Genomic DNA, 24,927 nt, shown 5'->3' with positions numbered 1-24,927 from the left:
CTTCCGTGAAAATCGGGAAATCCCTCATGACCTCCGCTGCTACTGGCCCTGGGAGGAGGTCCAGCCGGCGCTAATCCCCAGCGGCGGATTACGCATTACCCGCTCACCTGCTTGCAGCCCCGACAATACAGTGCTGAATTCCCCACCCTGAAGTTTTTCACCCACCCGAATCAGTCTCAGCATCGGCTTGCCATCCTCTCCCACTACATAGACGCCGGGAAGGCTGCCATTGTAGCGTATCGCACTGACCGGTATGACCGGATTGGAGCGGGCCGGCGCATTGAAGTCGGGTACCAAAACCTTGGCATACATGCCCGGAGCAGAGACTCCCTGAGGCAGATCGAATTTGATGGTCACGGTGTGTCTTTGAGCATCGGCCATGGGAAAGATCTGGGCAACTCTAACCGGTACTTCACGGTCTCCCACATCGAGCTCCGCCCGCAGCATCATGCCTTCGTTGAGACCGGGCCGCAGCCGTCCCGGGACATCCACCACAATCTGCAGATACTCCACATCCGCATATTTCAACAGCGGCTGGCCAGGCTGTACGGTATCACCCACTTCCACAAACTTCTTCATTATCACCCCGTCGAAGGGGGCGAGACTCTTGGCATCCCGCAGTTTGGCGTCGATGGCCCGGATCTCGGCCTGCACCCGATAGATGGTATTTCTTGCCTGTTGAATATTGGTCCGGGAAGAGAAGATGTCCGCGCTTCGTTCAGCACCTTGATCCCGTTCACCGAATGCGTCCTCCATGGGACGGGTGAACATTTGATCGAACAGGTTTGGCATTCCCATGCCACCCATCGCGGATCTCGATTTCGGTGACCAGAGTTCACGATTGTACTGCACCCCCGCATTGCGCAACTGGGCATCGGCGTTAGCCAATTGGGCCATCGCAGCCTCACGTTTGGCCATCAGTTCGCTGTCATCCAGCTCCACCAGTTGATCGCTCTCCTTGAAGGTATCGCCCTCGATACCGGCGAGATAATTGACCCTGCCGGGAAGTTGTGCGGAAAGGGTGACCTCCTTGTAAGGAACCACCGTGCCACCTAGCGATACATTGGGAACGCCCTGTGTCTGCTGAACGACAAAATGTTCACCACCGGCCATGTTGGGCTGTGCCTGGGAACCTACTGTCACAAGGGAAAACACACAACCGGCCACAAGAACCTTCGCCTTCGATCTAAAGCCCATATTTCACACTACCCAGTGTTGATTCACTTAATAAGGGATATTACGCTACGACCTGCCTGTCAGACACGCCCCATGACGGCAAAGCTCTTGATGAAAGGCCCCGCCATACGCGGATCCTTTATCATGGACGAATAATCACCAACCACGAATTTCATTTTGCGCGAGGTGAAGGCCATGCCAAGTCCCATCATGCCGGGTGGCTTGGCAATCCATTTATTCCATTGTTCCATGGGGGCACGAATATCCCAGTTCAGGGTCTGACCGTTGTAAGCCTCTCCACTCGCCGCCTTGCCATTCTCAACTATGAGCACCCCTTGCGGGGCATCTTCACCATCGAATCCGTAACCGATTACACTGTTGAAGCCTATTTGAGACAGGGCGTCAGCCAACTCAGGTTCTGCATTCCAGTGAGTTGCAAAATCATTCATCCACGCCTCAGAAAACAGTTCTGCCATCTCATCACCTCCACAAATTCTTTACATTTTTTTAAGTTGTAGGTGAAATTCAAACCTACTTAAGAATCTGCCAGTATCTACGAAGGCGGGTACCATTGCAACCGACTAAATTCATCAGAAACCATTATAAATCATTTATTTAAGAATATCAGCAAATTATAATATTATTTTTACTTTCAGTAACATAAGGCACTTCAAAACGCCTATTTTCGCCTTAAATAACACAGAAAAAATATGGTTGTATTTTTCGATCCTCAGGATCGTTGCGAATCCAGCCTAATAGGGCACTGAAAACTGTCAACAAGTTAAAAAAACTATGTACACCACCGAGGCAGGCATTAAGATAACCCTGAATACCTGAATTCCACAATTCAGACCAGAGCAGCAACAATAACCAACCTGCAAGCCAGCATAATCGAGGAGCGAGACAGCCATGCATCCAGCCGGACAGGTCATAGAAGCACGCCTGCAACACCTAGAAACCCACCTGGAGCAGGAAAACCCAATCCTCCTCAGCACCGTGCAGAGTTTTCGCCAGCTCGATGCAGTCGCCTTCCGGCTCGGGCTGCTGGAGGGTGACAACTCATTTGCCACCCAGATACCCTGGTGGCCGCTGATCTCCATCCTCGGCACCTTCTCCGCCGGAAAGTCGACATTTATCAACCATTACATCGGCACCCCCCTACAGCGCTCCGGCAATCAGGCGGTGGACGACAAGTTCACTGTCATCTGCTACAGCAAGGAGGCGACCGCCCATGCACTGCCCGGCGTGGCCCTCGATTCCGATCCCCGCTTCCCCTTCTATCAGATGTCTGACGAGATCGAAAAAGTGGCGAAAGGTGAAGGAGAGCGTATAGACGCCTACCTCCAGCTCAAGACCTGTCCCAGTGAGAAGTTGCGCGGAAAGATTCTCATCGACTCTCCGGGGTTCGATGCCGACGCCCAGCGCACATCCACCCTGCGCATCACGGATCACATCATCGACCTGTCGGATCTGGTGCTGGTCTTTTTCGACGCCCGCCACCCTGAACCCGGTGCCATGCAGGATACCCTGAGCCACCTCATCGAACGCACTATCCATCGCAACGACACCGGTAAGTTCCTCTACATCCTGAATCAGATCGATACCACGGCCAGAGAGAACAATCCCGAAGACGTGATTGCTGCCTGGCAGCGTGCATTGGGTGAACGGGGACTCACAGCAGGCAGGTTCTATGCGGTCTACAACCCCGATGCAGCGGTGCCGATCGAGGATGAGGCCCTGCGTAATCGCTACGAGACAAAGCGGGACATCGACTTGAAAGAGATACACAGTCGCATGGAAGAGGTTGAGATAGAGCGCGCCTACCGCATTGTCGGCGCCCTGGAGAAGACAGCACGGGATATTGAGGAGCGCAGCATACCCTTGGTCAGCTCGGCGCTCGGTCGCTGGAAACAACGGGTACTGGTGGGAGATGCTGTGTTGATGGGCGGTCTGCTGCTGGCACTGTTGATATTCTCAATAAATGCGGGATATTGGCAGGGCTTCACCTTCGCACCCCCTTGGCTTGAAACAGGTGCCGACAGCCCTTTACCTTGGGTGATCGCAGGCCTGCTGGCGGTTGCCCTGATAGTCATCCATTTTGCAGTCAGGACCATTGCAGCCCGCAGTCTGTTGAAAGGCCTGCGCAGGCAGGTGACCAGTGCCGGGATCAAGGGCAATCCAGTCGGCGCCTTTCTCCGCAGCACCAAGCCCTGGCGCTCGATCTTTAGAAAGAACCCGGCCGGATGGGGCCGCAAATCAAAGCGGGAGTTACGCGAAGTCCTGCAGTCAACGGATACCTATATTCAGACTCTCAATGACCAGTTCACCAACCCGTCAGGCAGTGAAACCTTACTTGCGGCTGAGCCTGCCACGCCGAGCGAGACGCCAGTGGTTAGCGAGGAGAGTGTTTGACGGGGTGCCTGGGAGACAGGTCCAATTCGTGTCTTGGGGGGCTAGAGAAAACGCTTGCGACTGTTATGACCTTCGCGTTTACAGTCGTACATGGCGCGATCCGCCTTTGAGTAGAGTTGATCCAGCAATTGGCTGACGGACAGATCATGATCGTATTCAGGAGACAATGCGGTCATACCGATACAGGCAGTTAAATTCAAACCCACCAGGTCGCGTCCCGTATCGAGCTGGGCCAGGCGCTCCTGTATACGTTGCGCCAACAATTCCGCACCACCGATCCCGGTTTCGGCAAGCATAACTGCGAACTCTTCCCCCCCCACCCTGGCGAGAATATCACCGCCACGGGCCTCTTCCTTGAGCACTTTTGCTATCGCAATCAGAACATCATCGCCAGCCTGATGCCCCCACTGATCGTTGATGCGTTTGAAATAGTCCATATCGATCAGGAGTAAGCTGCAGCTCTGGTCGTGGCGCACAGCTCTGGATAGCAGTGCCTCGGCCTCAGTGAAAAAGTAGCGCCGGTTATGCAGTCCGGTCAATTCATCAATAGTCAACAGCTGCTCATAACGTTTGCGATGGGCTTCCGCTTCGTTTAGGGCATCATTCAGCTCACGGGTACGTTGCTCTACCTCGGACTCCAGGTCATTCAGCAATCTGTGGTTATACATGATCTGTCCAAGACAGCTGCAGAAGAGACTCAAGGTATGCTGTTGCCAGGGTTCGAAATACTCCGGCAAGGGATGAGATGCGTTCAACACACCCAAAACGTGCTTTCCCATCATGATCGGGGCACTGATCAGGGAACCGGGTAGATCCCCCCCCGATAGGGTGTTGATTAAAAAGTCGTCACTCTGGGAACAGTCTCGACAATACTGTAGCTGACCGGAACTAAAGGCCATCCCCGCAATGCCCTCCCCGGATTTGAACTGCATGGTCTCCCTTATTTGCATCCTCCGTTCCGAACCGCTGACATAGGCATGGGATTCATCCAGGTTGGTCCCTGCCACACAAATCAACCTATCCCCTTGAATGCTGAATACCGAACAGTTCTCAACGTTCTGATAACGTACCAGCTCATCCAGCGCTTTCTCGATCAACTCCTCTTCGCTAATACCATCAAGATTTATTTGTGATAGTGCACGTAAGGCAGAGAGCGAATCGAGCAGGCTAAAGAAGCGCTCTCGCAAATCCATGGATGTCTGATTGAAAGAGAGATCCATTAGAAACCTCGATTATTTGGCCAACAGCTTGGCAAGCACACGAATCTCCTCTTCCTTGTGGATAAAACCGGCCTTGATAGTTTCCAACTGCTCTTCAGACAGACCACAATTCTGTTCCATACCAGGTAGTGGTTGTGTCAGCTTCAGTTCGGTTGGCAGTGGTGTTTTCACCCACTCCGCAACACCGCCCACCAACAGGGTTTCACAAAGAGAGTCCGCATCATCCTTCCCATCTACTGACTGAGCAATGATATTCACTACTACTTCAGGCAGATGCCAACGATGGCCAAGCCACATCCCTGCCTGACGATGGTCTATCCCGATGATCTCTGTTTCAAGCTCCAGCCGGCTCCTGTCAGGTTGCTGTTTCGACTGCAACAGCACCCTGGCATATTCCTCGGGAAACTCATGCACCAAGATCAGCACACCAATATCGAACAGCAGCCCTGCCAGGTAAGCAGCTTCCGCGTCCGGTTTTCTTTCGCTGCTGACGGCAAGGCTGATCTGCCGTGACAGCATGGCAATAGAGAGCGAATGATTCCAATACTCTTGCAAATCGAAGCTACGACATCCGCTTGACTCGAACGCACCAGTAACCGCAATACTGAACGACAGGCTCTTCACCAAATTCAGTCCCAGGACACGAATAATCGCATCTTCGATGCTGAGAATAGGATTCTGCTGCGCAAAATAGGCTGAATTTGCCAGTCCAAGAATCCTTGCCGTGAGTCCCGGATCCTGATTTATGACAAGGGCCAGATCTTCCAATGAAAAACTGTCATCGCCCAACATGGCGAGCAGACGGGTGGCCGTCGCTGATAGCGGCGGCAAATACTGCAGCTTCTGTACCCTGTACTTTGCCTGATTGGATTGGTGCATGTGCTATTGCTGATAAAAAATAGAGCTTTCCACTCAGTTGTTAACGGCATTTGCATAGCTATCTTTAGTCCCCCCGTAACCTGAGATAGGTTAGTAGATCTCTTCACTTCAGGTATCTGGATGGGTTGGATATCAGACTGACCCACACCAGACCGCATAGCTGACTTACTGCTTGCACATACCAATAAATACCGGATACGAGTAGGGGGGAAAGCGCTGGTCAACCTAATGTGTAGTTGGTACACTAAGCCTGAATTGATCATTTACTGATCTGCCTGATCCAATCCAGGATCTATGCCCAATAGCGATATGCCACAAACCCGACAACACTGTTATGCCTACCCACACCCGGCAGTAACCACCGATGTGGTGCTATTCACCATCCGCCAACGCACCCTATCTGTACTGCTGATCCAACGCGGCACCCCCCCCTGTCAAGGGATGTGGGCGTTACCGGGTGGATTTCTGGAAATTGATGAAGACCTTGAGACCTGTGCAAAACGGGAACTATACGAAGAGACAGGGATCGAGGGCGTCTATCTGGAACAACTCTACACCTTCGGTGATCCGCAACGGGACCCTCGGGAACGGGTAATCAGCGTCACCTATTTTGCCCTGAGCCAATCCGACAACCTCTCCCCTAAGGCCGCCAGCGATGCGGCGCTTGCAGACTGGTTCTCAATGAACGAGTTGCCACAGCTCGCATTTGATCATGCAAAGATTATCCAATTGGCACGTACCCGCTTATTGTCAAAGTTGGGCTACTCCACAATCGCTTTTCAAATGCTGCCGGAGTATTTCACCCTCAGTCAGTTGCAATCCGTGTATGAGATACTCCTCGATGAAAACCTGGACAAACGCAACTTCCGCAAGGGGATACTTGCCCGTAATATCATAAAGGAGACAGGCGAGTACTCCCGCCTGGGAAATCATCGGCCGGCTAAAACCTACCAGGTCGTCAATCCGTCCCAGGTCGAAATCATAAAATAGAGAAATCAGAATCCCATGAAACCCGAATCACTCAAGCTTCCCAAGATCGTCGTTCCTGAGCACCCCCAATGGCCCTCACTCAGCGATCAGGAAAAGCAGGCCATCAAGGCCAGGATCAGGCGCAAGCTGGAACAGCAAAATGCGGTGCTCGTGGCCCACTATTACACCGATGCGGAATTGCAGGCCCTGGCGGAAGAGAGTGGCGGTTGCGTGGCTGATTCTCTGGAGATGGCGCGTTTCGGTGCCGCTCAATCCGCACAAACCCTGGTTGTCTGCGGCGTGAGATTCATGGGCGAAACTTCAAAAATCCTGAATCCTGAAAAGCGGGTCATCATGCCGGATCTTGGGGCCACCTGCTCCCTGGACGAGGGTTGCCCGGCCGATCAATTCACTGCCTTCTGCGATGCCCATCCCGACCATACCGTGGTGGTCTATGCCAATACCAGTGCTGAAGTGAAGGCCCGTTCTGACTGGGTGGTCACCTCTGGCATCGCCTTACCCATCGTTCAACACCTGGCCGAACAGGGCAAGAAGATACTCTGGGGACCGGACCGCCATCTGGGCAGCTACGTGCAGCGGCTGACGGGAGTGGAGATGCTGATGTGGCCAGGTTCATGCGTGGTGCATGAAGAGTTCAAGGCGGTGGCCTTGGAGCGAATCCGCCGCCTGCACCCGGATGCAGCGGTATTGGTGCATCCGGAATCACCCGAAAACGTCATTCAGCAGGCCGATGTCATCGGTTCCACCACCGCCTTGATCAAGGCCGTTTCGGAGATGGAGAACAGGGAGTTTATCGTCGCCACCGACGGCGGTATATTCTATAAAATGCAGCAGATGGCACCGGATAAGGTGCTCATCGAGGCCCCCACCGCCGGCGAGGGGGCAACTTGCGTCAGTTGTGCCCACTGTCCGTGGATGGGCATGAACTCCCTGCAGAACCTGGAGCAGGTCCTCGACTCAGGTGAGAATGAGATCCATATCGATGAGGCGGTCAGGGCGCGGGCGGTGATTCCGATCCAGCGCATGCTCGACTTCGCCGCTCAACAGGGCGTTGGAATGAAGGATAAAGGCAACGCTTGAATCTGTGCCAGACCAGCGGGAAGTGGCTACTGATGCACACCTACCAGGGGGTGAAAGAGTTCATGAAGTCCATTGGACGGCCCATTTGGTTGATGTCGCGACTCATGAATCCTGTGTTTACGGTTATGGTACGCATGGCCTGATTCATATCCGCGACATTCACCGTCATCAGCCCCAGATTCTGCTGCATGCTGCCCACATCGACGGCTAATGCACCAATGTTGCCGTCCATTGTGGCGATATGTTGCTCCATACTGTCGATCTTCTCCACCAGGACGGTGATATGACCCGTCATGGTATTGATATTCTGCGCCAACTGGCCCATGTTCTGCGACATCGACTGCAGGTGCTCCTCCATGCGCGGGTCTACTTGTTGTGTCAGGGTATGCATGTCGTTTGTGACATTGTAGATAAGGTAGAAACCGGAGAGGCCGAGCACCCCGACAACCACCAGCATGGGATAGATCATCCGCTCCCAGCGGGACATGCTCTTGTCGAAGGACTTGAAGAAGTTGGTCAAGGTGATTTCAAGCTTGACCATCGCCTTCTGCTCTGGCGACAGATTCTTGTACTCGGGCGAGAATGTTCGTGGGTCTTTCTCAAACATAGATAGTTTACTGTTGTAGGAGATTATTGGGACTGGGAATTATTTTTTACCATGATATATACATAATTATAGACACCGCCATACCCATTTAGGGCAGAATCTACAATTTTAGACAACTAAGCTAACCAGTATTACTGCAATCTTTTCGGTTAAACTTGGAATATTCCAATACCACCCTGGCCACAAGCAAGATATATGTCTGATTTTATCCTCGAGCATGAGCTGTCGATTCGACTAACGGCTTTTTTCGCAGTATTCGCCATCATGGCCCTGTGGGAGATAGCCTCGCCTTGCCGCGAACTGCGCTACCCCCGTACTAAACGCTGGTTGGGGAATATCGGTATTGTGATATTGAACTCACTGGTGTTGCGTTTACTCTTTCCGGCGGCGGCTGTGGGGATGGCGGCATTCACCACCCATGCCGGCTGGGGGGTCTTGAACGCCATCGCACTACCCTTCTGGTTAAGCGCCTTTATCGCGGTTCTGGTCATGGATATGGTGATCTATCTGCAACATGTAATGGTGCATGCAATTCCCATGTTGTGGCGTCTCCACCGGGTGCACCATGCCGACCCGGATTATGACCTTACCACCGGCGCCCGTTTTCACCCGATCGAGATCATCCTCTCAATGTTGATCAAGATCGCGACCATAGCCGCATTGGGCCCACCCGTGGTGGCGGTGGTAATATTCGAGGTATTGCTGAACGGCATGGCAATGTTCAACCATGCCAATATCAGACTGCCATCCCACCTCGACAGGGTATTACGCTGGATTATCGTGACACCGGATATGCATCGAGTACACCACTCGGTAGAACCGAACGAGACGAACAGCAACTTTGGTTTCAATCTCTCCCTTTGGGACAGGATGATGGGCACCTATTGCCAGCAACCCCGGCTTGGGCAGCAAGGGATGGATATCGGCCTCAGCTCCTTCAGAGACCCCCAAATTACGACCCGGCTCACGGGAATGCTGATGATTCCTTTTCTTCAGGACAAAGATGTCTACAGTATTAATAAGCGTTCTTGGAAGAGTGACAGGAACCCAGGAGATAAGCAGCCATGACCGCTGAAACCTATGATGTCTATTTTTCCGGCACCATTATCAAGGATCATGATCCGGCAGAAGTTAAGCGCAAAATCGGCGCTGTTTTCAAACTACAGGGCGATAAGCTTGATCGACTCTTCAGCGGCAAGCCGATCCCGATCAAAAAGGGCATCGATATGGATCGGGCGATTAAATTTCGCGTCACCTTCCGCGATGCCGGTGGATTGGTGGATATCGTGCCTGCCGGTACCCCTCCTCCTGCACCAAAACCAGCTCAACCACCCCGTCCGGAGGAAGAACCAAGGGTTGTAGCCACCGATGCCGGCTCAGGCAGTAGCGAGTTGACCTTCGCGGAGGGGCCCATGGAACCCGCCACAGAAACCGATTCAGACATGACACCCATTGCGGTACCGGACTACGAGTTATCATCAGCACAAGGCTTTGATTTGAGCGATTGCACACCCGAAGTGGAGGCTGCGGAGATCCCCGATATCAGCTCGCTGGATATGGACAAACCGGGCATCACAATCGATGAAACCGCTGAGCCGGAACCCCTCGAGATCGATACATCCGCGCTGGAATTGGATAAGCCTGGGGTGACTTTGATTGAAGAGGCACCCCCTGAAGCACCTGCGATCGACACCGCGGCCTTGAGTATGTCACCGGCCAACCAGGGCAGCCTGGAGGATTGTCAAACCCCTGTTGAACCTGCACCTATCCCAAATATCGACCACTTGGATGTGGTTGAACCCAAACCGGAGCCGAGCCAGGGCAAGGCAAAATTCAAGCTCTCGGACGAATAATCGAATCAGGGTAAATCACCTTATCGGAAGGGAGTTAGAGACTAAAAGCCAAGATAGCGTTCAAGGGAGGACTGAGTCGCTTCTGAAAAACCGGCGTCTTCACTGCCAAGGGGCCGACCCGTCTCAAGAATCCCCTCCATGGCGCCAAAGGTGCGTTCCGCGTAGAAGCGCAGTAACAGGCGTTCCTCGTCATCACTCAACCAGAACTCAGCCTTGTCAGTCCCTTTGCCACTCTCGGGATCAAGCTCCCACAATCTGACTTTAAACGCAGGGCGATTCCACCCGGCGCGTACCAACCGTTCCTGATTCACCTTGACCCGATAGGTATTGATCTCCTTCCCATTGAAGGTGGAGAAATCGATCTGTTCACCGCTCTTCAGCGGCATGCTGCGGAGTCGGTGGAGAAAACTGATATAGTCCAATGCCTCTGTGTCACCAAAGGCGATACGATGGGTCTGTAACAGTTTCTCCCATTGCTCATCGGGTAGCTGAGTGGTCTGCTGCAGACTTTGCGGAGGCTTGCCAGTCTGTTCGCTGTCCAGCTCGCCAGGCTGGTAATGATAGGCCTCTCCTTGGTTATGATCGAACCACAGCAGCGCCTCTTTGTGCTCCCTAGTTTTAAGGGATTTAACTGCCACCAGGGGATTCAGTTTGCGCGCATCCAGCCAACTGCGATAGTGCAACCTCACGGGATAGAGCATCTCCGCCTTACGATAGGGCTCAGTGGTAAGCTGCAGGCTTGTGACAAAGGCTGGATGATCATCAACACGCCCCATTGTCTGCTCCACAACCATGGTCATTTTAGCGATATCCAGCTCTACGAAGCCGGTAATCACACCCCTGAATTTCAGCGTGTATTCCAGGTGTTCGCCGAGCACAGGCGCCTTCGCTGCCACTGAAGATCCAGCGAGCATCAGCCCCATGACCAGGAATAGGGCTTGAATTCGCACAATCATTTGAAAATCTCCTGAGCTATATCCATTTGGCTATACTCCGCAATAGTTTATTGGCACGTTTCTAGCATTATCCCTTTTAAACACTGAATTGCAGCTGAATGCGTCAAATTTTTGTCTCTAGAGGAGTTAGCACTATGATCAGCCCCGTCAACAGTGACAAACCCATCAATACATCGACAGATCAGTCGGGGCGGTCCCACACCAGCCAGAAAACAGCAGAGGCATCGGCACAAGCCACGACCCAGCAAACTCAGGCCTCAGAAGCAAGCAGCACGACAGTTGATGTGGATCAGGCACGTCGACTCTACGATTTAGAGAACAATCGCATCCAGGCCTCGGCGTCCAACCTGGAGACACCCGAAGAGGCCCGCTCACTACTCGAAAACATTGTACAGCAGATAGCGACAACCCCCGAAGCGGCAGCAAAGGTCCAAGCCGGCAATGCCGCAGCAGACCCCATGTCGGCTATTCTGCAAAGCGCCCCCGCTTAGGATCGGGCGGAATCTGTCGGCGAGCCCTGATCGACTCTATAGATCACGGGATTCTGGTGGTGGTTCCAATAAATTGTCAGCAACGGCCTGCTTGAGACGGGAAATCTCCCGGTCCGGCCCGATCACGACCAATATATCCCCTGCATGCAAGCGGTGGGATACGCCACTGTTGGAGAAGATCAGCTGATTCCCCAACTCCAGGTCAACCACACCGGTGATGATCAGATTGAACTGTTTTTCCAGTTGCAGATCATTCAACACTACACCGGATAAGCTGGAGCCTTCGGGCATCTCTATCTCGGCGATATCGATATGTTTGCCAAACAGCGAGCTTTCCAGCATCTCCACCAGATAGGGTCTGGCAATACGCTCATGCACCCGGTGACCACTGATCTCGTAGGGATCGATTACTTTTGTCGCTCCCGCCGCCTTTAAGCGCTCCCCGGACGCAGCTGATTCACACACGCAGACAATCTTGAGATCGGCATCCAGGGCCCTGGCGGATAGGGTCAGAAAGAGATTGTTCGGTTCTTCGGAAAAGAGACAGAAAATCGTCTTCACCCATCTGCCGATGCCGATTTCTCGCAGCTTGTCATCATCCTTGAAATCGACCACGGCTGCCTGCGCTCCCTTGGCCAGCAGCGCGCCCACCTCATCCATATCGTTGCTGTAGAGATAGGCCTGAATACCACGCTCCGCCAATTGCATCGCGACCTCATGTCCCAGTGCGCTGCAACCGAATATCAAGGTATCGAGCCGGCTCATCAGAGGGTTCCCCTTTCGAGACAATCACGGAAGTGAACCACGCTGTATTCATGTCCCAGCAGGACTAACAGATCATCCTTGTAGAGGGTGAAATTGTGTTTCGGATTAAAGAAGAAGCAGCGCCCTTGCAGATTATAGCGGGCATGCTCTTCAGCCGTTTCGGCACTCTCTTCGCGTATCACGCCAAAGGGTGTCAGTTTACGCTGCTTGAAATCGATGCTATCCATACGCCGCCCAACCAACACACTTTCATGCTTGATGCGCACCGCCTCAATCCCCTCTTGGGATTGTCCGGTCAAGAGTCCGTAAATGGCCTCGAAAGCGACCGGTTGCCCGGCATACTGGGCAGCCATCAGACCGAACACCTCATTGGGAGCGACGCAGTAGTCGGCCCCTGCACGATCGAGCTTGGAAACATTCTCCCGATGATTGGCGCGGGAGATAATCTCGATATGCGGATTCAACTGTTTTGCGGAAAGGGTGATATAGACGTTGATCACGTCATCCCCTGTGAGACACAGCAGTCGCCGGATACGCTTTTCGATACCCAGACTCGATAGCAGCTCGGTATCCTCACCATCCCCGACCACCGCCAGATGGCCTCGCTGCTTGGCGATGCGCACATTCTCTTCCAGGGGATCTATCACGATAAATGGACGTTTGTCCGCAGCCATACGCTCTGCGACCACCTGACCTACCCGTCCAAAGCCGCACACCAGGGTGTCGATGCGTTTGCGCTCCACCTCGGAATAGATCCGATGGGCGCGAATTTCATCGATCTTCTCACCGAAGGCGGAAACGATGATCGAGGTAAAAAATGAGATCACGCCCAAGCCGGCAATGATCAGTACCAGAGTGATAACCCGACCCTCGGTGGTATGGGGTGTTATGTCGCCATATCCCACCGTAGACATGGTCACCAGCGCCCAATATACACTGTCAAAGAAACCGGTTATCTCGGCATCCTGCTGATCGGCCTCAAAGAAGAATATCGCTGTGGCGGCGGTAAAGGTGATGAATGCCATGAAGATGAACAGGGTCACCAATTCTATCCGCTTCTCGGATAGCACCTTGACGAATTCACTGATACTGCGGGTGTAGCGGAACAGCTTGAAGAGACGAAACAGCAAAAAGATACGCAGGAAGCGCAACGGCCGGTAGCTTGGAATAATCGCCAGCAGATCGATAATCGCCAGCGGTTGGATGACGTATCGCAGTTTACCCGTTACTGCATGCCATAGTGCCGGCCAGAGGCGGAAGGGTTCATTGATAAACTCGGCCCGCTCATAACGCTCGAGTATCACCTTGTGGCTGTCATTGAAGATCCAGAAACGCAACAGATACTCGATGATGAATATGCCAACGGCGATCATCTCGAACAGATCGCCAAACAACCCCAAGTCATTTTTCACTTCATAGATCAGCATCCACACCGTGGTCAGCACGAGCAGGATCATGAAGATATCGAAATAGGGACGGATCGGCGCGCGTGGATTTTCCAGCAGATTATAGACAGCCCCTTTCAAACCCGTGTAGCGGGCGGAACCCTGCATCGTATAACAATGTTTGATGACGCGATGGGAGAATGACATGTGACAGAGGCTACTCACCGATTACCAATTTTCATTTACAACCCTGACCCCCAGGTATTCAGGCGGGGAGTTGGCTATGCTTCTGGCTATATATCGGCAGATCTGACAAAACCTGGAGCGAATGCGGGCCTCAAGGGCGCTGCCGGGAGGCCGATTCCAGTTCGATGCGTTCATTATTGGCCACACTCACCTCCCTGCCATCCAGGGTGACGAAATAGCGCTCCTCGATATCACCTCGCCGCGCCTGGTAACTCACACTTCTTCCTGTCTGGGTGTCGACCACTATTACAGTGACCACACGTGCGGAGTCCTGCCACTGTACGAACAGGTAGCCCCCGCTGCCCAGCAACAGCATCGCCAACAGGGAGTATGCCCCCCATTTCATCAAGGGATTTGCACCCTGCCTCGCAGGGACGCCGGGCTGTCGATCATGGGAGATGGCCTCTACCCGTTGCTGTCTGTTTTTGACTACCAACCAGGCGATGGCAATGACCGTAAGGGTGAGGATTAATTTTGTTATCATGTCGGATCAACCCTATCACGTGGATGCCATCAGGCCAATCATTGACAGCCCGTGCTTGCAGCTTTGGTAGAGAACCATTTACTATCATCCACTATGCCCAACAGATTCAACCTTATCAGTCTCATCTGTCTCTACACGCTCATCGGCTGTAGTCAGCCCAGTGAACCGACGATCACGCTGGCACGCGCAGTCCAAGTCGGCGATATCGATCAACTTGAACGCAATATCCATTGGAACGGCGACATCAACAAACCAGGACCGGATGGATTCGCGCCGCTGCATGTGGCGGCGACAAAGGGCAGCCTTGTGATTACCAAGATCCTGGTCAAGAACGGCGCTGATCTGGAACTTGTCGATCCACAAGGCCACTCGCCTCTGCTCAAGGCCCTGATTGCACGCAACACTATCATTGCGGAATATCTTTTCAAGCAAGGGGCAAAACTCGACCCAGACACTGCCCTGCATGAGACCGCGAGACTGGGCAGTGCCGATCGGGATGTGATTGGATTCCTGATACGCCAGGGTGCGGCACTTGATAATACCGATGCGGAAGGTAATACTCCCCTGCATTCGGCAATTCTCAATGATCAGCGGGTGGTGGCCAAATACCTCATCAATCGCGGGGCGAGTCTGGATATCCGTAATCGAGCGGGGCAGACACCATTGGCGATTGCCCTTGAACGGGAAAATAGTGCTATCGAAAGAATTTTACGCCAGTTCGGTGCCAGTGATGAGCGCTGAACACGAGTTATCACCCATTAAAATTAGGAACAGTATTTCACATGGCATCAACACCTGAAGAACTCAGCGTCACCTACTCGGAAGATGGCATCGACGTGGTCAAGGAACTGGATAAGGTCGTACTCTCCAAAGGAGCATGGACAACCATCATATTTCGCTATCAGGATTGGGACAGGGCCAAGCAACTGTACGGTGCTGACAAATTCACCATTCGCCGCTACCAGAAACGTAGCGGTGAATACATGCAAAAGAGTAAATTCAACATCTCCAGCAAGGACCAGGCGAAGGGGATTATCGAAGCCTTGCAGAAGTGGACCGAGGAGTAGTTGGATGAGGTGCGGCAAGCCGCACCCTAGGTTTGGGCGATTTTTTCAAACCGAGTCCTAGTGGGCCAAGCGGGAAGTTCTGTAATTCTCAGCCAGCCCACTAGCCGGGAGCAATCTGTTCGGCCCAGGCCAGCAACGGACCGATCAACGCCCGTTTTTCCGGGGAGAGCAGCGGATCCGCTTCCAAGTCGTCGAGCTTCGCCAGATATTCATCCAGGGTAATAGTGCCACCGCCATCGGCCTCCATTAACCTGGCTTCACGAAACTCCTGCCAGCGCTGTCTTTCCTCCTCTGTAAGCAGGTCCGGCCAGTTTCTTGCACGATACCTGAACACCATTTCCGGTAGACGGGCATCATCAAAGACCAGGGGGAATTGGACCAGGGATGCCGGCTCGGTGGCTATTAGTGCATCCATTCGCTGACGATCATCGCGGGAAAAGAATCCGCCACTATAGAGTGCCTGATCGGGATCACTGATCGGCTCGAACTCCCTTGCTTTATGGATAGACGCCACCTTGTTGATGAAAGCTGCATCAGCCAACAACTTTTGTCGATAGACTTCACCCTGTTTCACATCGATACACCACCGCTGCGCCGCTTCCTCTGTGAGGGTGGAGAGGGGGACCACCACCGGGCACTTGTTGATATGTACCGTCTTTAAGGGAAGACGCTCAATTCCCTCAGGCAGATCTGCAGTGGGTGTAAATAACCGTTCATGCAGCACCTCTTCCGACAGCTCGAACAGGGGCGCCGGATCATGGCGCAGATCGTATACGATCACCCCATTGGGATTGACCGGATGCTTCAGCAGAGGCACAACCATGGCGATACAACCCAGCGCGGCCGGATACATGGAAGAGACATGCAACACCGCCTGGCGCTGCTGCAGGTTCAGTCGGCCGGCAATCACTTTTTTATTGCGACTGTTTAACAGATAGTCATAGAGCTTTGGCTGGCGTTGTTTTATCAGCCGCGCCAGCTCGATGGTGGCATACACATCCGACAGGGCATCATGGGCGGATTCATGGGAGATGTCATTGGCGGCGCTGAGTACCTCGAGACGGAAGCTGGTGACACCCGCCTCGTTTTGCGGCCACTCGATACCCTCCGGTCTCAGGGCATGGGTCAAACGTACCATATCGATGATGTCCCAGCGGGATGATCCGTTCTGCCACTCCCGTGCGTAGGGATCGTAGAAATTCCGGTACAGGGTGTGGCGCGTCACCTCATCATCGAAGCGAATGGTGTTGTAACCGACGCCACATGTCTCCGGTACGGAAAGCTGTTGTTGGATCCGCTTGATGAATTCCGCCTCGATCAATCCCTCTTGAAACGCCTTTTGCGGGGTGATGCCGGTCACCAGGCAGGCCTCCGGCTGGGGCAGCATGTCGTCACTCGGCCTGCAGTAGACGACCAACGGGTCATCGATTGGATTCAGCTCCGCGTCGGTACGCACACCCGCGAATTGAGACGCCCGGTCCCGGCGCGGATCGGCGCCCCAGGTCTCGTAGTCATGCCAATAGAAACTGAATGTCATAGTCTTAAATATGTCCGCAAATGAACGCAATTAGCAGTTCAAATAAAAACCCGATGCATACGTAGGGTGCGGCTCGCCGCACCAATACACAAGCATCATTATGGTACCAATATGTCTAGAGGATTTAACGGTGCGGCAAGCCGCACCCTACACGATACAAGCACCGAGCGGAATGAATAAAATCCACTTGCGTTCATTTGCGGACTTATCCCTCAATTCAAATCCATCAACACCCGGATATGCGCCTCGACGCTGCGCGCCAGGGCGTGGGGTTCATAGCCACCCTCCAGCACTGAGACAATCCTGCCGTTGGCGTACTGATCCGCCAACCCCTTGATCTGCTCTGTCACCCAGCGATAATCCGCTTCCGTCAAACTGACGCCCGACATGTCATCCTCGATATGGGCATCGAATCCGGCGGAGACAAAGAACATCTGCGGTCTAAAGTGATTCAGTGCCGGCAACCAATGGCTGGTAACAGCTTCCTTGAAATCAGCACTCTTTGCCGTCGCCTCCAGAGGCGCGCATATAATATGATCGGGACTCTCCTCAATGGCGGTATAAGGATAGAAGGGGTGTTGAAAGGTGGAACAGACGATCACCCGTCGGTCGTCGCGAAAGATATCTTCACTGCCATTGCCATGGTGTACATCGAAGTCGAGTATGGCGACCCGTTGCAATCCATACACCTCCATGGCATGGGCCGCACCGACAGAGGCGTTACCATAGATACAAAACCCCATGGTACGCATTCTTTCTGCATGATGGCCTGGAGGCCTGACGTTACAAAAGGCATTCGACAGATCCTCGTTCATGATCAGGTCGACCGCTTTTATGACGGCACCCGCCGCCCGTTTCGCCGCCTGTAGACTCTGCGGGCTGACAACCGTGTCCGGATCGAGATGGGCATGACCGGTTTGGGGCATCAACTTGTCGACTTGGGAGAGATAGGCTGCATCGTGACAGCGTAGCAACTGCTCCCTGGTCACCTCGGGTGCATCGTAATGGCGTAAAAAATCATACAGTTGTGCAGCCATCAAGCGGTCATCTATCGCCCGCAGACGGGCTGCGTTTTCAGGGTGTCCCACACCGGTATCATGCAATAGGCAATCCGGGTGTGTTATATACGCGGTCTTCAATCTCCAACCCCCACTTTCAAAGTCTCTATTTAACTAAGTAATACTCACTATCATCTTTTAAAAATCACTACTTAGTTAAAGAAATTGTCATCATATAAAGGTAAACTTCAAGCCCATCTTGCCGCTACTCAAGAGTGATATTCACTGATTTTTTCTTTCTCGATATTGTCAGAATTTCACACTCTGCCTTAATGGGTAATCAAGGACATCATACTCCATATCATCTTCCGAAGTTCAACAGGCTGTAGATCATGCAATCACACTATTTGACACCTCTCTTCTCGCCAAAAAGCATCGCCATGTTTGGTGCCAGCGACAGGAAAAACTCCGTCGGCGAGGTGGTATTCAAAAACCTCATTTCAGCCGGATTCAAGGGTCAGATCTACCCAATCAACCTGAAGCATGACAAGGTTCAGGGTAAAAAGGCCTATAAGAGTATCGATGTAATCAATAAACCTGTCGAACTGGCAGTGGTCGCCACACCGGCAAAAACGATTCCCGCAATCGTTCAGGCCTGTGGTGAACATGGCGTCAAGACCATGATCATCCTGTCTGCCGGTTTTCGTGAAACCGGCGTAACCGGGCGCCGTCTGGAAGACAAGGTGGTGGAGCTGGCGAAGGAGTATGGGATACGCTTCATCGGCCCCAACTGCCTCGGATTGATCCGCCCGGATAAAGGCCTCAACATCACCTTCGGCAACAACAACGCGACCCCGGGCAATCTGGCACTGGTCTCCCAATCAGGAGCGATCTGCACCGCCATCCTCGACTGGGCCGAGGTAAACGACATCGGTTTTTCCACTGTGATTTCCACCGGTATCGGCGCTGATCTGGATTTTGGCGACTACCTGGATTACCTGGTATCCGATCCCATGACCGACAGCATCCTGCTGTATGTGGAGGGGATCAAGAATGCCCGACGTTTCATGAGCGGTTTGCGGGCAGCGGCACGCATCAAGCCGGTTATCGTACTCAAGGTGGGTCGCCATGCGGCGGGGGCGGAGGCCTCCATGTCTCATACCGGCGCCCTGGTTGGCAGCGATGAGACCTTTGCAGCCGCCCTCTCCCGTTCCGGTGTATTACGGGTGGAAACGGTCACCCAGCTATTCTCTGCCGCCAAGGCGCTCTCCTCCCGTTATCGCGTCTATGGGGACAGGCTGGCGATCATCACCAATGGCGGCGGTCCTGGAGTCATGGCCGCTGACCGGGCCTCGGATCTGAATATCGAGCTGGCGGAATTCGGTGGCGACACGATTACTGAATTGAACAAAGTCCTGCCGGATGTCTGGTCCCATGGAAATCCCGTGGACATCATTGGTGACGCACCCCCCGAGCGCTATCGTGCCGCGGTCGATACCTGCCTTAACGACCCGGGTGTGGATGGCACCATCGTTATTCTTACCCCGCAGGCGATGACCGAACCTGAAGAGGTTGCCAATGCCCTGATCGATCTGGCGGATCACCACAAGAAACCGATCCTCACCAGCTGGATGGGGGGAAATCAGGTGGAAAGCGCACGCAAACTATTCAACAACGCCAAGCTTCCCACCTTCCGCACCCTGGAGAATGCCGTTGACGCCTTCTCCTATCTCTCTTCCTACCAGAAGAATCAGCGCCTGCTGCTGCAAACACCAGCCAAGAGCTCCAGGCGACACATCGACCCCGATACGGAAGGTGCAAGACTGATCATCGAAAGCGCCCTGGCTGAACAACGTAAAATCCTTACCGAACCCGAATCATTCGCCCTGCTCGGTGCCTTCCGTATCAACGCAGTGCGTAACGGTATCGCCCGTTCCGCCAATGAGGCGCTGATCCTGGCTGAATCGATCGGATTCCCCGTCGCCATGAAGATCTACTCCCCCGACATCTCCCATAAATCCGATGCCGGCGGCATTCGACTCAATATCAGTAACGCCCAGGTTGTGCGCAGCACCTATCGTGATCTGATCGAACAGGTCAAGGAGACCCGCCCCGAGGCAAATGTGGAGGGGGTAACCGTTGAACAGATGTATCAAAGCCCGAATGGACGGGAACTGCTCATCGGCATCGTACGTGATCCGGTGTTCGGACCGGTGATCAGCTTCGGCAGCGGCGGCACCGCCGTGGAGGTGATGGGTGACTCGGCCATCGCCCTGCCACCCCTCAACCGCCGCCTCGCCAGCGACCTGATCGATCGTACCAAGGCCGCTAAACTGCTGAGTCAATTCCGGCATATGCCCCCCGCCAACCGGGAAGCACTGATCGATGTGTTGTTGCGGGTCTCCACCATGGCCTGTGAACTACCCTGGATCCAGGAGATGGACATCAATCCCCTGATTGTCGACGACCAGGGGGCGATTGCCGTGGATGCACGCATCCGGGTCGATTTCCCACGTCCCTCCACCGACCCTTACAACCATTTGGCCATCCACCCCTACCCGGTCAACCTGGTCAACCGCACCCAGTTGCCCAACGGCACCAATATCGTGATCAGACCAATTCGGCCGGAGGATGCCGACCTGGAACAGACCTTCACCCGTCAGCTCTCCGACGAGGCGAAATATTTCCGCTTTATGAGTTCCATTCAGGAGCTGACCCCGGAGATGCTGACACGCTTCACCCAGATCGATTACCACAACGAGATGGCGCTGATCGCGGTCACCGAGGATGACAACCATGAAATCGAATTGGGTGTCTCCCGCTATGTGATCAATCCAGACAAGAAGAGCTGCGAGTTCGCCCTGGTGGTATCCGATCAGTGGCAGCGCCAGGGGATCGGCCATAAGCTCATGCATCAGCTGATGGAGATCGCCCGGGATCGTGGCCTGGAGAAGATGGAGGGAGAGGTATTGAGTAATAATTTCAAGATGCTGGATCTGATGAAATCGCTCTACTTCGGTATCTCCACATCACCGGAGGACAGCAGCATAAAACAGGTGGTGGTGGATCTGTAGGGTGCGGCAAGCCGCACCCTACATTTTTTCGTCTTCTTTTCTGTTCGTCAGGCACGAAAAAGCCGCCCTGTCATGGAACAGGGCGGCTTTTTTCAGCACTGTAAGGTTGCGGCTTAGATCTTCTCTTTGATGCGTGCGGCTTTACCGGTGCGGCCACGCAGATAGTAGAGTTTCGCCCGGCGCACATCACCACGACGGGTCACCTTGATGGAGGCCACGGTTGGGCTATAGGTCTGAAAAACACGCTCAACACCCTCACCGTGAGAGATCTTGCGAACGGTGAATGCTGAGTTGAGGCCACGGTTGCGCTTGGCGATCACTATGCCTTCGAAGGCCTGCAGGCGTTCACGCTGCCCCTCCTTAACCCGAACTTGAACCACAACGGTATCACCGGGGCCAAAATCTGGAACCTCACGCCCCATCTGCTCGGCTTCGAGTTCTGCGATGATATTGCTCATGGTCTATTGCTCCTGTGTCTGCTCCGCGTCTCCCGACGCAGCAATGATTTCTGCTATTAACTTCTCTTCTTCAACCGTCATCTGACGGCCCTGCAACAGATCGGGACGTCTCTCGCGGGTACGTTTCAGTGCCTGCTGCAGACGCCAGCGCCGTATGGCGTCGTGGTTTCCACCTTGCAGTACCTCCGGTACCGACATGCCATCGATCTGCTCAGGACGGGTATAGTGCGGACAATCCAGCAACCCGTCCATGAATGAATCCTGTTGTGCGGAATCGGCATCCCCCAGGGCACCGGGAATCAGCCTTATCAGCGCATCCAAAACCACCATCGCGGCAAGCTCGCCGCCACTTAACACATAGTCGCCTATGGACCACTCTTCATCCACATAGCGCTCTATAATGCGTTCATCCACACCTTCATAGCGGCCTGCTATCAGTAGCAGTGGTTGTCGACTCTCAACTACCGCCTGTGCCCGCTGTTGATCGAACCTCTCTCCCTGTGGGCTCAGATAGATCACCTTCGCCTGCGGAGATGCCTGCAACGCCGCATCGATTGCCTGCTGCAGCGGCTGGTACTTCATCACCATGCCGGGTCCACCGCCATAGGGCCGATCATCCACCGTGCGATGCACATCCTTGGTGTAGTCACGCGGGTTCCAGAGTTCGATCTGCGCCAGTTGGCGACCGATCGCCCTGGCCACGACGCCCTCCTTGGTCAGGGCATCGAACATAGCCGGCATCAGCGTGACCAGGTCGAATCGCATCAGAACTCCGGGTCCCAGTCCACGGTAATCCGCCCGTGTTCCAGATCCACCTCCTGTATGGCCTCTCCCGTGGTGTAGGGTATCAACCGTTCACGCTCACCGCGGACCACCATTACATCGTTGGCCCCGGTCTCGAAGAGGTGTGAGACGACACCCAGTTCGACCCCTTCGAGGTTCACCACCCGCAATCCTTGCAGATCGGTCCAGTAGTATTCGCCAGATTCCAGTGCCGGTAGCTGCTCACGCTGGACAGCGATGTCACACTCCACCAATGGCGCGGCAAGATCCCGGTCATCGATTCCCTGCAGCTGGGCGACTACGCCCTTGCCCTGGCTGCGACCGGCAATCAGCTTATAGTGCTTCCAATCACCCCCCTGTTTGAGATACCAATCCCGATAGCGGACAATTCCCTCTCTCGGTGAGGTATGGGAGTAGATCTTTAGCCAACCCCTGACACCAAACAGGCCAGAAACCCGGCCCATTATTATCAACTCATCTTGCGGCATCTTCTCCGTCCCTCTATGGGGCTTCCACCCGGGACGGGATGACTGACTGTCAGGCTGCCTGTTTAGCTGCCTGTTTCAGTAGCGCCGTCACCCGCTCGCTCGGCTGCGCACCCTTGGATACCCAGTGCTGCACGCGCTCCTGATCGACTCGCAGTTCCTCTTCGCCGCCGACCGCAACAGGATTGAAGAAACCGAGACGTTCAATATAGCGACCGTCACGCGCATTGCGGCTGTCGGTCACCACAATGTGGTAAAAGGGTCGCTTCTTCGCGCCGGTTCTTGAAAGGCGTATGGTTACCATTGATGTATCCTTAGAAATTCGCTAACACACCGGAACCTGCCCGGCGGGAAACGGCGTATTATAACTAACTTTTGGCTGATGTGAAGAAAAAATTTTTGACTGTTGGATTATGAATTTTGCATTGGTGGAGTGAGCGCAGCGAACCCATCAATTCAACATTCTCAATTAAAAACAAAGCGTTGAATCAGAACGGAAAACCGCCGCCCCCCGGCGGCATCCCCCCGCCCGGAAACCGACCTGCCATCCCCTTCATCATCTTTTTCATGCCGCCGCCCTTCATCTTCTTCATCATTTTCTGCATCTGCATGAATTGTTTGAGCAATTTGTTTACATCCTGCACCTGGGTGCCGGATCCGGCGGCGATCCGCCGTTTGCGGGAACCCTTGATCACAGCGGGAAAGGAGCGCTCGTGGGGGGTCATGGAGTTGATGATGGCGATCAGGCGGCCAATCTCTTTGTCGTTCACCTGATTTTTCACATGATCGGGTATCTCTCCCATGCCCGGCAACTTGTCCAGCAGACCGCTCATACCCCCCATATTGGCCATCTGCAGCATCTGCTCCTTGAAATCCTCCAGATCGAACCCCTTGCCCTTCTGGAGTTTTTTCGCCAGTTGCGTCGCCTTCTCCTGATCGACCTTGCGACCCACCTCCTCCACCAGGCTGAGGACATCGCCCATGCCTAGGATGCGCGACGCGATTCGATCTGGGTGAAAGGCCTCCAGGGCATCGGTCTTTTCACCCACACCGATAAACTTGATCGGCTTGCCGGTGATCTGGCGTATCGACAACGCGGCCCCGCCACGGGCATCGCCATCGGCCTTGGTCAGAATCACACCTGTCAGGGGTAGCGCATCGTTGAAGGCCTTGGCGGTATTGGCCGCATCCTGTCCGGTCATACTATCCACGACGAACAGGGTCTCCACCGGATCGAGGGTTTGATGGAGCTGCTTGATTTCACCCATCATCTGCTCATCCACGTGCAGTCTGCCGGCGGTATCCACAATCAGTACCTCGGCAAATCCCTTGGCCGCCTCCTTAACCGCCCGTTGGGCGATGTTCAGGGGCTTCTCATCGCCCGAACTGGGTATGAAATCGACTCCCACGTCCCGGGCCAGGGTCGCCAGCTGGTCTATCGCCGCCGGTCGGTAGACGTCACAGCTCACCACGCTGATCTTCTTTTTCCCCTGCTGCAGCAACCAGCGTGCGAGCTTGGCCACACTGGTGGTCTTACCCGAGCCCTGTAATCCCGCCATCAGGATTACCGCCGGTGGCTGTGCCGCCAGATCGAGGGCCTCGTTGGCCTCACCCATCACATGAATCAACTCGTCATTGACGATCTTTATCAAGGTCTGGCCCGGGGTGAGGCTCTTCATGACCTCCTCACCGGTCGCTTTCCGCTTCACCTGATCGATGAATTCACGCACCACCGGCAGGGCCACATCGGCCTCCAGCAGCGCCATGCGCACCTCGCGCATGGTCTCCTTGATATTTTCATCCGTGAGACGGCCCTGGCCGCGTAGATTGGTGAGCACCTTGCCCAGCCGTTGAGTCAGATTGTCAAACATGGTTGTCCTAATGGGTACGAACAATAAATCAGTATACCAGTCCGAGAGAATTACTCCCTATCTCTTTCACAGCAAGTGGAAAATATGCGAATATCGCGGCTTATTCCCAT

25 protein-coding genes are annotated in these 24,927 nt (G+C 54.0%); 9 read left to right on the top strand and 16 right to left on the bottom strand.

Translation table 11 applies throughout. The annotated features are described in order from the left end of the window. Positions 1-39: 39 nt before the first annotated feature. Positions 40-1,197, bottom strand: coding sequence for an efflux RND transporter periplasmic adaptor subunit (locus R2K28_RS04720; protein ID WP_442871422.1), 1,158 nt, complete (start codon positions 1,195-1,197; stop codon positions 40-42). 59 nt (positions 1,198-1,256) lie between these two features. Next, positions 1,257-1,652: an SCP-2 sterol transfer family protein gene (locus R2K28_RS04715; protein WP_316368225.1), complete on the bottom strand. Its 396-nt coding sequence runs from the start codon at positions 1,650-1,652 to the stop codon at positions 1,257-1,259. A gap of 433 nt (positions 1,653-2,085) precedes the next feature. On the opposite strand from R2K28_RS04715, the gene R2K28_RS04710 reads away from it, so the two are divergent. Further along, the gene (locus R2K28_RS04710) at positions 2,086-3,588 is read left to right on the top strand and encodes a dynamin family protein (RefSeq protein WP_316368224.1); all 1,503 of its coding nucleotides are present in this window, start codon (positions 2,086-2,088) and stop codon (positions 3,586-3,588) included. Positions 3,589-3,629: 41 nt separating this feature from the next. Here the strand turns inward: R2K28_RS04710 and R2K28_RS04705 are convergent, their stop codons facing one another. Next, complete coding sequence (locus R2K28_RS04705; protein ID WP_316368223.1) at positions 3,630-4,808, bottom strand: diguanylate cyclase; 1,179 nt, start codon at positions 4,806-4,808, stop codon at positions 3,630-3,632. A 12-nt stretch (positions 4,809-4,820) separates the two neighbouring features. After that, positions 4,821-5,687 (bottom strand): HDOD domain-containing protein, encoded by an 867-nt coding sequence (locus tag R2K28_RS04700; RefSeq protein ID WP_316368222.1) that lies wholly within the window; start codon positions 5,685-5,687, stop codon positions 4,821-4,823. Positions 5,688-5,981: 294 nt separating this feature from the next. Here R2K28_RS04700 and R2K28_RS04695 point away from each other — a divergent pair, with 294 nt between their 5' ends. Both R2K28_RS04695 and nadA read left to right on the top strand, forming a co-directional pair. Next, positions 5,982-6,677, top strand: coding sequence for an NUDIX hydrolase (locus R2K28_RS04695; protein ID WP_316368221.1), 696 nt, complete (start codon positions 5,982-5,984; stop codon positions 6,675-6,677). A gap of 15 nt (positions 6,678-6,692) precedes the next feature. Continuing rightward, a complete protein-coding gene (nadA, locus tag R2K28_RS04690; protein WP_316368220.1) occupies positions 6,693-7,757 on the top strand; it encodes a quinolinate synthase NadA in 1,065 nt (354 codons plus the stop codon). Positions 7,758-7,797: 40 nt separating this feature from the next. On the opposite strand, the gene R2K28_RS04685 is transcribed toward nadA, so the two are convergent. After that, complete coding sequence (locus R2K28_RS04685) at positions 7,798-8,364, bottom strand: hypothetical protein (RefSeq protein WP_316368219.1); 567 nt, start codon at positions 8,362-8,364, stop codon at positions 7,798-7,800. 195 nt (positions 8,365-8,559) lie between these two features. Between R2K28_RS04685 and R2K28_RS04680 the strand changes: the two genes are divergently transcribed. Continuing rightward, positions 8,560-9,432: a sterol desaturase family protein gene (locus R2K28_RS04680; protein WP_316368218.1), complete on the top strand. Its 873-nt coding sequence runs from the start codon at positions 8,560-8,562 to the stop codon at positions 9,430-9,432. Beyond that, positions 9,429-10,217: a hypothetical protein gene (locus R2K28_RS04675; protein WP_316368217.1), complete on the top strand. Its 789-nt coding sequence runs from the start codon at positions 9,429-9,431 to the stop codon at positions 10,215-10,217. Before R2K28_RS04680 ends, R2K28_RS04675 begins: the two co-directional genes overlap by 4 nt. A 41-nt stretch (positions 10,218-10,258) precedes the next feature. Here the strand turns inward: R2K28_RS04675 and R2K28_RS04670 are convergent, their stop codons facing one another. Continuing rightward, on the bottom strand, positions 10,259-11,173 hold the full coding sequence (locus tag R2K28_RS04670) for a DUF3108 domain-containing protein (protein WP_316368216.1): 915 nt from the start codon (positions 11,171-11,173) through the stop codon (positions 10,259-10,261). 134 nt (positions 11,174-11,307) lie between these two features. Between R2K28_RS04670 and R2K28_RS04665 the strand changes: the two genes are divergently transcribed. Then, the gene (locus tag R2K28_RS04665) at positions 11,308-11,664 is read left to right on the top strand and encodes a hypothetical protein (RefSeq protein ID WP_316368215.1); all 357 of its coding nucleotides are present in this window, start codon (positions 11,308-11,310) and stop codon (positions 11,662-11,664) included. Positions 11,665-11,700: 36 nt separating this feature from the next. Here R2K28_RS04665 and R2K28_RS04660 read toward each other — a convergent pair whose 3' ends face one another. The 3 genes from R2K28_RS04660 to R2K28_RS04650 form a co-directional block, all read right to left on the bottom strand. After that, entirely contained in the window at positions 11,701-12,429 is a 729-nt protein-coding gene (locus R2K28_RS04660) for a potassium channel family protein (RefSeq protein ID WP_316368214.1), read from the bottom strand. After that, complete coding sequence (locus tag R2K28_RS04655) at positions 12,429-13,982, bottom strand: potassium channel protein (protein WP_316368213.1); 1,554 nt, start codon at positions 13,980-13,982, stop codon at positions 12,429-12,431. Before R2K28_RS04655 ends, R2K28_RS04660 begins: the two co-directional genes overlap by 1 nt. A gap of 169 nt (positions 13,983-14,151) precedes the next feature. Next, complete coding sequence (locus R2K28_RS04650) at positions 14,152-14,544, bottom strand: hypothetical protein (protein WP_316368212.1); 393 nt, start codon at positions 14,542-14,544, stop codon at positions 14,152-14,154. 93 nt (positions 14,545-14,637) lie between these two features. On the opposite strand from R2K28_RS04650, the gene R2K28_RS04645 reads away from it, so the two are divergent. Both R2K28_RS04645 and R2K28_RS04640 read left to right on the top strand, forming a co-directional pair. Continuing rightward, the gene (locus tag R2K28_RS04645; RefSeq protein ID WP_316368211.1) at positions 14,638-15,285 is read left to right on the top strand and encodes an ankyrin repeat domain-containing protein; all 648 of its coding nucleotides are present in this window, start codon (positions 14,638-14,640) and stop codon (positions 15,283-15,285) included. 41 nt (positions 15,286-15,326) lie between these two features. After that, the gene (locus R2K28_RS04640) at positions 15,327-15,611 is read left to right on the top strand and encodes a hypothetical protein (protein WP_316368210.1); all 285 of its coding nucleotides are present in this window, start codon (positions 15,327-15,329) and stop codon (positions 15,609-15,611) included. Between the two features lie 100 nt (positions 15,612-15,711). On the opposite strand, the gene sbcB is transcribed toward R2K28_RS04640, so the two are convergent. Both sbcB and R2K28_RS04630 read right to left on the bottom strand, forming a co-directional pair. Next, positions 15,712-17,148 (bottom strand): exodeoxyribonuclease I, encoded by a 1,437-nt coding sequence (gene sbcB / locus R2K28_RS04635; protein ID WP_316368209.1) that lies wholly within the window; start codon positions 17,146-17,148, stop codon positions 15,712-15,714. 212 nt (positions 17,149-17,360) lie between these two features. Continuing rightward, positions 17,361-18,287: a histone deacetylase family protein gene (locus R2K28_RS04630; protein ID WP_316368208.1), complete on the bottom strand. Its 927-nt coding sequence runs from the start codon at positions 18,285-18,287 to the stop codon at positions 17,361-17,363. 251 nt (positions 18,288-18,538) lie between these two features. Here R2K28_RS04630 and R2K28_RS04625 point away from each other — a divergent pair, with 251 nt between their 5' ends. Then, on the top strand, positions 18,539-21,220 hold the full coding sequence (locus tag R2K28_RS04625; RefSeq protein ID WP_316368207.1) for a bifunctional acetate--CoA ligase family protein/GNAT family N-acetyltransferase: 2,682 nt from the start codon (positions 18,539-18,541) through the stop codon (positions 21,218-21,220). A gap of 113 nt (positions 21,221-21,333) precedes the next feature. Here the strand turns inward: R2K28_RS04625 and rplS are convergent, their stop codons facing one another. From rplS to ffh, 5 genes are all read right to left on the bottom strand, one after another. Beyond that, positions 21,334-21,678 carry a 50S ribosomal protein L19 gene (rplS, locus tag R2K28_RS04620; RefSeq protein WP_116446832.1) on the bottom strand — a complete coding sequence of 115 codons (345 nt, stop codon included), beginning with the start codon at positions 21,676-21,678 and terminating at the stop codon, positions 21,334-21,336. Between the two features lie 3 nt (positions 21,679-21,681). After that, entirely contained in the window at positions 21,682-22,443 is a 762-nt protein-coding gene (gene trmD / locus R2K28_RS04615; protein ID WP_316368206.1) for a tRNA (guanosine(37)-N1)-methyltransferase TrmD, read from the bottom strand. After that, positions 22,443-22,949, bottom strand: coding sequence for a ribosome maturation factor RimM (rimM, locus tag R2K28_RS04610; RefSeq protein WP_316368205.1), 507 nt, complete (start codon positions 22,947-22,949; stop codon positions 22,443-22,445). The genes trmD and rimM overlap by 1 nt, the downstream gene beginning before the upstream one ends. Before the next feature lie 49 nt (positions 22,950-22,998). Next, entirely contained in the window at positions 22,999-23,250 is a 252-nt protein-coding gene (gene rpsP, locus R2K28_RS04605; RefSeq protein WP_116446829.1) for a 30S ribosomal protein S16, read from the bottom strand. Positions 23,251-23,434: 184 nt separating this feature from the next. Continuing rightward, on the bottom strand, positions 23,435-24,817 hold the full coding sequence (ffh, locus tag R2K28_RS04600; protein WP_316368204.1) for a signal recognition particle protein: 1,383 nt from the start codon (positions 24,815-24,817) through the stop codon (positions 23,435-23,437). Between the last annotated feature and the right edge of the window lie 110 nt (positions 24,818-24,927).

Source organism: Candidatus Thiodiazotropha sp. CDECU1 (genome assembly GCF_963455295.1).
GTDB lineage: Bacteria > Pseudomonadota > Gammaproteobacteria > Chromatiales > Chromatiaceae > Thiodiazotropha.
The sequence above is the reverse complement of the archived record's forward strand: the minus strand, read 5'-3'. Positions and strand labels throughout refer to the sequence as shown.

Bases quoted from the DNA above. Each gene is read 5' to 3' on its own strand.
- R2K28_RS04720 (WP_442871422.1), bottom strand. From the start codon at position 1,197: ATGGGCTTTAGATCGAAGGCGAAGGTTCTTGTGGCCGGTTGTGTGTTT.
- R2K28_RS04715 (WP_316368225.1), bottom strand. From the start codon at position 1,652: ATGGCAGAACTGTTTTCTGAGGCGTGGATGAATGATTTTGCAACTCAC.
- R2K28_RS04710 (WP_316368224.1), top strand. From the start codon at position 2,086: ATGCATCCAGCCGGACAGGTCATAGAAGCACGCCTGCAACACCTAGAA.
- R2K28_RS04705 (WP_316368223.1), bottom strand. From the start codon at position 4,808: ATGGATCTCTCTTTCAATCAGACATCCATGGATTTGCGAGAGCGCTTC.
- R2K28_RS04700 (WP_316368222.1), bottom strand. From the start codon at position 5,687: ATGCACCAATCCAATCAGGCAAAGTACAGGGTACAGAAGCTGCAGTAT.
- R2K28_RS04695 (WP_316368221.1), top strand. From the start codon at position 5,982: ATGCCCAATAGCGATATGCCACAAACCCGACAACACTGTTATGCCTAC.
- nadA (WP_316368220.1), top strand. From the start codon at position 6,693: ATGAAACCCGAATCACTCAAGCTTCCCAAGATCGTCGTTCCTGAGCAC.
- R2K28_RS04685 (WP_316368219.1), bottom strand. From the start codon at position 8,364: ATGTTTGAGAAAGACCCACGAACATTCTCGCCCGAGTACAAGAATCTG.
- R2K28_RS04680 (WP_316368218.1), top strand. From the start codon at position 8,560: ATGTCTGATTTTATCCTCGAGCATGAGCTGTCGATTCGACTAACGGCT.
- R2K28_RS04675 (WP_316368217.1), top strand. From the start codon at position 9,429: ATGACCGCTGAAACCTATGATGTCTATTTTTCCGGCACCATTATCAAG.
- R2K28_RS04670 (WP_316368216.1), bottom strand. From the start codon at position 11,173: ATGATTGTGCGAATTCAAGCCCTATTCCTGGTCATGGGGCTGATGCTC.
- R2K28_RS04665 (WP_316368215.1), top strand. From the start codon at position 11,308: ATGATCAGCCCCGTCAACAGTGACAAACCCATCAATACATCGACAGAT.
- R2K28_RS04660 (WP_316368214.1), bottom strand. From the start codon at position 12,429: ATGAGCCGGCTCGATACCTTGATATTCGGTTGCAGCGCACTGGGACAT.
- R2K28_RS04655 (WP_316368213.1), bottom strand. From the start codon at position 13,982: ATGCAGGGTTCCGCCCGCTACACGGGTTTGAAAGGGGCTGTCTATAAT.
- R2K28_RS04650 (WP_316368212.1), bottom strand. From the start codon at position 14,544: ATGATAACAAAATTAATCCTCACCCTTACGGTCATTGCCATCGCCTGG.
- R2K28_RS04645 (WP_316368211.1), top strand. From the start codon at position 14,638: ATGCCCAACAGATTCAACCTTATCAGTCTCATCTGTCTCTACACGCTC.
- R2K28_RS04640 (WP_316368210.1), top strand. From the start codon at position 15,327: ATGGCATCAACACCTGAAGAACTCAGCGTCACCTACTCGGAAGATGGC.
- sbcB (WP_316368209.1), bottom strand. From the start codon at position 17,148: ATGACATTCAGTTTCTATTGGCATGACTACGAGACCTGGGGCGCCGAT.
- R2K28_RS04625 (WP_316368207.1), top strand. From the start codon at position 18,539: ATGCAATCACACTATTTGACACCTCTCTTCTCGCCAAAAAGCATCGCC.
- rplS (WP_116446832.1), bottom strand. From the start codon at position 21,678: ATGAGCAATATCATCGCAGAACTCGAAGCCGAGCAGATGGGGCGTGAG.
- trmD (WP_316368206.1), bottom strand. From the start codon at position 22,443: ATGCGATTCGACCTGGTCACGCTGATGCCGGCTATGTTCGATGCCCTG.
- rimM (WP_316368205.1), bottom strand. From the start codon at position 22,949: ATGCCGCAAGATGAGTTGATAATAATGGGCCGGGTTTCTGGCCTGTTT.
- rpsP (WP_116446829.1), bottom strand. From the start codon at position 23,250: ATGGTAACCATACGCCTTTCAAGAACCGGCGCGAAGAAGCGACCCTTT.
- ffh (WP_316368204.1), bottom strand. From the start codon at position 24,817: ATGTTTGACAATCTGACTCAACGGCTGGGCAAGGTGCTCACCAATCTA.